The organism is Mesorhizobium sp. M7A.F.Ca.ET.027.02.1.1, assembly GCF_004022985.1.
GTDB lineage: Bacteria > Pseudomonadota > Alphaproteobacteria > Rhizobiales > Rhizobiaceae > Mesorhizobium.
In genome coordinates this window covers 1-7125 of the sequence record NZ_RZOL01000326.1, presented here as the reverse complement: position 1 = coordinate 7125, position 7125 = coordinate 1, and the positions used below count along the sequence as shown (strand labels likewise).

Below are 7125 nucleotides of genomic sequence, written 5' to 3'. Positions count from 1 at the left end.
TCGTCACGCTGATCAACCCTTATGAGGAAAAGGGGTTCGAGCTCGCGGTGCGGATCGCCGGCGCCTGCCGCGAAATTCCATTCCTGTTCGTCGAAAGCTGGAAGCTCGACGACGATCACCGGGCGCGGATCGAGCAGACGATCGCTCCCTTGGGCAATGTCGTCCTGGAGAGCCGCACCAGCGACATGAAGACGGTCTACGGCCGCACGAAGATCCTGCTTGCTCCCAGCAAGTGGGAAGAGGCCTGGGGCCGCGTCGCGTCGGAGGCCCATTGCAGCGGAATCCCCGTTGTCGGCTCGCGGCGCGGCGGTCTGCCCGAAGCGATTGGCTCCGGTGGCGTGGTGCTGGATTATGATGCACCGCTGGCCGACTGGGTCGCGGCCGTCAGGCGGCTGTGGAACGACAATCAGGAATATGACCGGCTTTCCAGCCTCGCCCGCAGCTTCGCCGGGCGCCCGGAACTCGATCCCGATCGCCAGTTCATCACCTTCTTCTCGATACTGGACAGGGCCATGCAGCAACGCGCGCGGCAGGCGGCCTGACGGCGCGGCCTGAGCAGGTCAGGCCGGGCGTTTGACCCGGCTTTTCAGCGTCTCGTAGCCGCGGGCGCCAAGCAGCGCGCGGGCAATGGTCTTGGCGGCGCTTTTGCGGCCCTCTTGCGACTTGATCTGCCGCAGCCTTGCCGGCAGGTTTCTGGCCGCCTGGCCAAGTGCCGGCAGCGACAGCGTGTTGGGAAAGCTGACCATATGCGTTTCGACGCACAGCACCGGCTTGCCTGACAGTTCGGTGATCCTCAGCGCCTGTTCGTGCTCGCTCTCGATGAACAGGATGGCATCGGATTTGCGGTAGAAATCGGCCTTGAAACTGCCATGCGCGCCGAGCCGTTGCCGTTCCGCCTTGCTCGGCAGATCGAGCATGATCAACTGGTCGTATTTGATCTCATGCTTGGCGAGCCATGCCTCGGTGAGCGCGCGGTATTTCTCCAGCCGGCTGGTGACCAGCCAGCCGATCCTGTGGGTCGCGACATGGAGCGGCCGCGCTTCGCTGAGGAATTGTTCATAGGCCGGGCCGTCGTCGTTTTCCGCCTCTGTCGGATCGAGGCACAGCACGCCGTCAATGTCGACGCAGCATTGCGCCAGGAATTTATGATGCATGAAGTTCCACTGGAACATGCGCGGATGCGGCACGACTTCGAAGACGAGGTCGGTTTCCTGGTGCTGGGGCTCAAGGCCGAACACGGCGGCAAAGGTGAACTCCGCCTTGATGCCCGCAGCCTGGATGCGGGCGCGTGCGTCACGCATGGCGTTGCCGCCGGCGACGCTGTCGTCGATCACCAGCACCTTGCGCATCTCGGAAACCTTGCGGTCGAGAGCGGCACGGCGCTTGGTGACGCCAGACGTATAGATACGCCCTTCCAGGAAGCTGTCGAGATCGGTCATCGGGATGTTCGCGGCAAGGCTGACCAGCGTCGCTGCCAAAACGCCGCTTCTCGGCACACCGACCACCAGGTCGATGTCGCGCGGCAGCCGGTGCAGGCCCCTGACGATGGCGTCGTTCATATCGGAGATCGATCGGTAGTGCATGGTTCAGACCTGGTCCTGGAGGAGATGTCGGTAGCAGTCGAAGACGCCCAAATTATTGCGCTTCGCGCGCCGCCGCCGCAGGCAGCCTTGCCGGCAGCATCTTGAGGGCCTCGCGCAAGGCTTCGCGGCCGGAGGCGAATGCCAGTGCGATGACGATGGTGATGAGGTAGGCGAGCACGGCGCCGCTGGCCAGGGCGACGACATGCTGCTGCGGCAGCGCTGGCTTGATGAACCAGATGCCGGCCAGTGCCAGATGGGCGCCAAGCACGAACGGCGTTGCCGCTCGAAGTACATGGTGCGCCTGAAGCGGCCCGCTCTTGCCGACATAGAGCCACAGGAACGGCGTCCGCAGATATTCGCTGATCGCATAGGCGATCGCCACGCCCAGCGCGCCATAGGGCAGGCCGAGCATGAAGGCCAGCACCGACGTCACGGCCGTTATGATGCCCCAGCGCATGAAATCGCCGGAGCGGCCCTGGCTGACGAAAAGCCACCCCGCCGGATTGTTGAGCGGCTGCAGCAGCCCGGCAAAGCCGAGCGCCAGAAAAATCGAGGCGCTTGCGCGCCATTGCTCGCCGAGCACGAAGGGGATCAGCACATCCGACATCGCGGTGGCGAAGGCGACGCCGGGAAGCGCCACCAGCAGGATCAGCGGCATGACGCGCAGGTAGGCGCTGCGGTAGCGATCCGGCTCATCCTTCAGCCTCGAAAGCGCCGGAACCATCACCTTCGACAGCGGGTTGGTGATCTGGCTCAGCGGAAACAGAAGCAGCTTGTAGGCGCGGTCATAGAGGCCGAGTTGCGCCTCGCCCCAATATTTGCCGATCAGCACATTGTCGAGGTTGCGGGCAAAGAAATTGGCGAAGTTGAAGCCGGTGATGCCGGCGCCGAAATTGATCAGCTCGCCGATGCCGGCGACCTTGCGCGGCAGGCCCGGGCGCCAGCGCGAGCTCGCCCAATAGCAGAGCGTCGGCAGCACGGCACCGGTCAGCGTGCCGGCAAACAGGGCCCAATAGGAGCGATCGATAAAGGTCCAGGCGATCGACACCGCAAGCCCGGCAATGGCGCTGGCGACGTCGATGACGGCCAGCCGGCCGAACTGCATGCGGCGCGTCAAGAGCGCCAGATGCTGGGCGCCCAGCCCATAGGCCATGATCTGCAGCCCGAACGCAGCCACCAGGCCCGTCACGCGCGGCTCGCCGTAGAAGGCGGCAACCAGCGGCGCCGCACCCGCAAGCACGCAAGCCAGGATCGCGCTGACCGCGACATTGATCCAGAAGAGGTAGTTCACCTCCTCATGCCGGATGCCCGACTTCTGGATCGTCGCCTGGGTCAGGCCGAAATCCTGGAACAGGGCGATAAAGGCAAGCACCGGCGCGCACATCGCCACGACGCCGAAATCCTGTGGCGACAACAACCGCGACAAGACGATAACGGACAGGATCTGTGTCGCGACCCGCACCGATTGCGCCATGGCCGTGACAACCGCGCCGCGCCCAACCGATTTGCGCAAGGAGCCTTCTGGCGGATCGAATGCATTGGCTTCCAAATTCAGGATTCCTGATTTTTTACGTTGATTTCCGAGCCCGAAAATCCACGACCGCCGCCGACCACAAACTACGGCAATAATTTTGCAGTGCAACAGAAAACGTGGGCCGCCGCACCAAAAATGTTGCGATGCAGCAAGACCTGTACTAGCATTCCCTCGGGTGGGCCAACAGCGGTCGAGTTTTTATGCTGCATGTCTTGTACCTTGTGCACGACGTTTCCGACCCGGCGGTGCGCCGGCGGATCACGATGCTCAGGGCAGGTGGGGCCCAGGTCACTTTGGCCGGCTTCCGTCGCACCGCGAATCCGATTGCGGATATCGAGGGACTGCGGCCGATCGACCTCGGCGCGACGCGTGACGGGCGATTCGGCCAACGCCTCGCGGCCGTCGCCAAAGCAGCCGTTTCGATAGGCTCGACGCTTGGCGGTATGCCAAAACCGGATCTCATCATCGCGCGCAACCTGGAAATGCTGGCGCTTGCCCGCCGCGCCAGGTCAGCCTTCGGTGCATCGGTTCCGATCGTATACGAGTGCCTCGACATTCATCGGCTTGTGCTGCGCAACGATGTCCTGGGCAAGGCGCTGCGCGCCACCGAGCGCTTTCTGGCCAGGGATGTGAAGCTGCTGGTGACCAGTTCTCCTGCCTTTATCGCCAATTATTTCAAGCCGTTCGGCCAGGTTTCGGCACCCATCGAGCTGGTCGAAAACAAATATTTCGAGGCCGCGACGATCTTGCCCGGCGCTCCGGAGACTGAAGAGAGCCCGGTCGGTCCGCCATGGCGGATCGGCTGGTTCGGTGCGCTGCGCTGCCGACGCTCACTCGAGCTGCTGGCCGATTTCTCCCGCCGCATGGAGGGCCGCTTCGAGGTCGTGCTGCGCGGACGTCCGGCTTTGTCGGAATTCCCTGACTTTCACGGCTTTGTCGAAGCCGAGCCGTGGCTGTCGTTTCTCGGGCCCTACCGCAATCCGGAAGACATGGCGGCGATCTACAACGATGTCCATTTTTCGTGGGCGATCGATTTCTTCGAGGCGGGGCAGAACTCCGAATGGCTTCTGCCCAACCGGCTCTATGAAGGCTGCCGTTTCGGAGCGGTGCCGATCTCGATGGGCAACACCGAGACCGGGCGGTTCCTCAAACAGCAGGATATCGGCGTGCTGTTGCCGCAGGCGTCGCCCGAAGCGCTCGAAGCCGTGCTCGGCAAGATGGAAGAGCATCGCTTCGCCAGGCTGAAGGAGCGCGTTCTGGCCCGCAATCCGAGGACCTGGAGCTACGATCGCAGCGATTGCCGGGCGCTTGTCGAGCGGCTGCGCAGCCTGACGGCCGTGCCCGGCTCCTTTGCCGCCGAGGCATTGGCATAGGATGGCCAAGGATGGACAGAGGCAAGATGGACAGAGATTGATGACGCAGACGGACAAACCCTCATCCAGCCTGATCGTCATTCCGTGCCTGAATGAAGCCGCCCATATCGGTGCGCTGCTCGATCAATTGCGGCCCGCGGCCGCCCGGCTTGGCGCCCGGATCATCGTCGCCGACGGCGGCAGCACCGACGGCACGCTTTCCATCGTCGAGGATGTGATTGCCAAGGACCCGCGGGTTATCCTGCTCCACAACAAGCGGCGCATCCAGAGCGCGGCGATCAATCTCGCCGTCGGTACCTTCGGCGATGGTGCCGACTATCTCATCCGCATCGATGCGCATGGCGGTTATCCCGACGATTATTGCGACCGGCTGGTCGAGGAAGCCCTGGCTACATCAGCGGATTCGGTTGTCGTTTCGATGCTGACCAGCGGCAGCGGTGCCGTGCAGAAGGCGGCCGCCGCGGCGCAGAACTCCAAGCTCGGCACCGGCGGCTCGAAGCATCGGCATCTTTCGCAGGGACAGTGGATCGATCACGGCCATCATGCACTGATGCGGATATCGGCATTCGGCGCCGTCGGCGGCTACGACGAAGCGTTCAGCCATAACGAGGACGCCGAGCTCGATTATCGCCTGCGCAAGGCCGGCTACAAGATCTGGATGAGTGGCAAGACGCAGATGGTCTACTATCCGCGCGCCTCGCTCTCAGGCCTCTATTTCCAGTATCTCGGCTACGGTCGCGGGCGTGCCAAGAATGTGCTGAAGCACCGCGTCATCCCAAAGATCCGGCAGATGGTGCCGCTGGCGGTCTTCCCGGTGGTTCTTCTTGCGGCCTTCTCCTTCGTGCATTGGATTGCGGCAGTGCCTTTGTTGCTGTGGGTGTCGGTGTGCCTGGGCTACGGGCTGGTGACGGCTATCCGCCAGGGCAAGGCTGACGTTGCGCTGGCCGGTGTCTCGGCCATGGTCATGCATCTTGGCTGGTCGGTTGGCTTCTGGCTGCAGCTTCTCGGCCTCGGCTCGCGACGCGGAGTGGCCTGATGGCGGTGTCGGCAAAGAACCGCAGCATCGACATCGGCGTCTGCACGTTCCGCCGGCCGGAGCTGGCTGACACGCTGCGCTCGCTCGACGCGATGGAGATGCCGGCGGGATTCGATATCCGCATTATCGTCGCCGACAATGACGACACCCCGACGGCCCGTGACCTGGTGGCGGCGCTGTCGCGGGAATTGACGGTGCCGATCCACTATCGGCATGCCCCGGCGCGCAACATCTCGATCGCCCGCAATGCCTGCCTCGATGCGAGCACAGCGGATTTCGTCGCCTTCATTGATGACGACGAGACGGCCACGCCTCAATGGCTCGCCGAATTGGTCGCGATGGCGCAGCAAAGCGGTGTCGCCGTCGTGCTCGGCCCGGTCAGGGCGCGCTATCGCCCGGATGCGCCGGACTGGATGCGGCGCGGCGATTTCCATTCGACCTTGCCCGTCTGGGTACGCGGCGAGATCCGCACCGGCTACACCTGCAATGTTCTGCTGCGGATGGGCTCGGACAGCCTGCGCGGCCGCCGCTTCAGCCTGGCGCGTGGCCAGACCGGCGGCGAGGACACCGAATTCTTCGACCAGATGCACAAGGCCGGCGGCCGCATCGCCTTCGCGCCCGAGGCGTGGGTCGACGAGGTGGTGCCGCGCTCAAGGGCGGCATTCGAATGGCTCGGCCGCCGCCGCTTCCGCGTCGGCCAGACGCATGGCCATCTCCTGGGCAGCAGCGCCAGCGGCATCGGCCTGGTCAAGCAGGTCGGCCTGGCCTCGGCAAAGGCCATCTATTGCTTCGCCTCGGCACTTCCGGTCGTCGTCAGTCCAGTCCGCAGGAACCGCAGCGTGCTGCGCGGCATTATGCATGTTGGTGTCGTCAGCGGCCTCGTCGGCATCCGCGAAATTCGCCTCTATGGCCAGCCGTCGCCACAGGAGGGAGGCAAGCGTGCAGCCTGACGTCAGCTCTGTCCCGGATGTTTCCTTCGTTATTGCCGCCTACAACGCCGAGGCGACCCTTGATCGGGCGATTGCCAGCGCCATCGCCCAGAAGGGTGTCAGCGTCGAAATCATCGTCGTCGACGACAAGTCGCGCGATGCGACGCTCGACGTGGCGCGGGCCTACCCCGGGGATATCGTCCGTGTCGTCGCCCTGGCCAGCAACCGCGGCCCTGGCGGCGCCAGGAATGCCGGCCTCGACGCCGCCCGCGGCAGATGGATCGCGGTTCTCGATTCCGACGACGCGGTCTTTCCCGGCCGGCTCGCGGCCATGATCGCTCGTGCCGAAAGCGCGGATGCCCAGATCGCCGTCGACAATCTGCAGGTCGTTCGCGAGGACGGCGTCATCGAGGACGCGATGTTTCCGCGGCAGTATCTGGAAGGCTTGCGCGAGATTTCGCTGGCCACCTACATCGCCGGCAACGTCGTCTTCGAATCCAAGTTCAACCTCGGCTATCTCAAGCCGATCTTCCAGCGCGAGTTCCTGAACGAAAACCGGCTTCGCTACGACGAAAAGCTGAGGATCGGCGAAGACTACATCCTGTTTGCCGGCGCCCTGGCCAAGGGTGGAAAATGCGTCGTCGAGCCCGATATCGGCTATGCCTATCAT

General features: G+C 63.9%; 7 protein-coding genes. 5 read left to right on the top strand and 2 right to left on the bottom strand.

Annotation, left to right across the window (positions count from 1 at the left end; translation table 11 throughout):
• Positions 1-542 (top strand): glycosyltransferase (locus tag EN749_RS26900; protein ID WP_128364309.1); only part of this gene is annotated, 542 nt, incomplete at its 5' end.
• Between the two features lie 18 nt (positions 543-560).
• Here the strand turns inward: EN749_RS26900 and EN749_RS26895 are convergent.
• Both EN749_RS26895 and EN749_RS26890 read right to left on the bottom strand, forming a co-directional pair.
• The gene (locus EN749_RS26895; RefSeq protein WP_127396117.1) at positions 561-1583 is read right to left on the bottom strand and encodes a phosphoribosyltransferase family protein; all 1023 of its coding nucleotides are present in this window, start codon (positions 1581-1583) and stop codon (positions 561-563) included.
• 52 nt (positions 1584-1635) lie between these two features.
• On the bottom strand, positions 1636-3132 hold the full coding sequence (locus EN749_RS26890; protein ID WP_127267652.1) for a lipopolysaccharide biosynthesis protein: 1497 nt from the start codon (positions 3130-3132) through the stop codon (positions 1636-1638).
• Between the two features lie 185 nt (positions 3133-3317).
• Between EN749_RS26890 and EN749_RS26885 the strand changes: the two genes are divergently transcribed.
• The 4 genes from EN749_RS26885 to EN749_RS26870 all read left to right on the top strand — a co-directional run.
• Positions 3318-4490 carry a glycosyltransferase gene (locus EN749_RS26885; protein ID WP_128364308.1) on the top strand — a complete coding sequence of 391 codons (1173 nt, stop codon included), beginning with the start codon at positions 3318-3320 and terminating at the stop codon, positions 4488-4490.
• A gap of 40 nt (positions 4491-4530) precedes the next feature.
• Positions 4531-5526, top strand: coding sequence for a glycosyltransferase family 2 protein (locus tag EN749_RS26880; RefSeq protein ID WP_128364307.1), 996 nt, complete (start codon positions 4531-4533; stop codon positions 5524-5526).
• Complete coding sequence (locus EN749_RS26875; RefSeq protein WP_127321007.1) at positions 5526-6476, top strand: glycosyltransferase family 2 protein; 951 nt, start codon at positions 5526-5528, stop codon at positions 6474-6476. The genes EN749_RS26880 and EN749_RS26875 overlap by 1 nt, the downstream gene beginning before the upstream one ends.
• Positions 6466-7125: glycosyltransferase family 2 protein (locus EN749_RS26870; RefSeq protein ID WP_145991015.1), on the top strand; the 660-nt coding region annotated here is incomplete at its 3' end. The genes EN749_RS26875 and EN749_RS26870, both read left to right, overlap by 11 nt.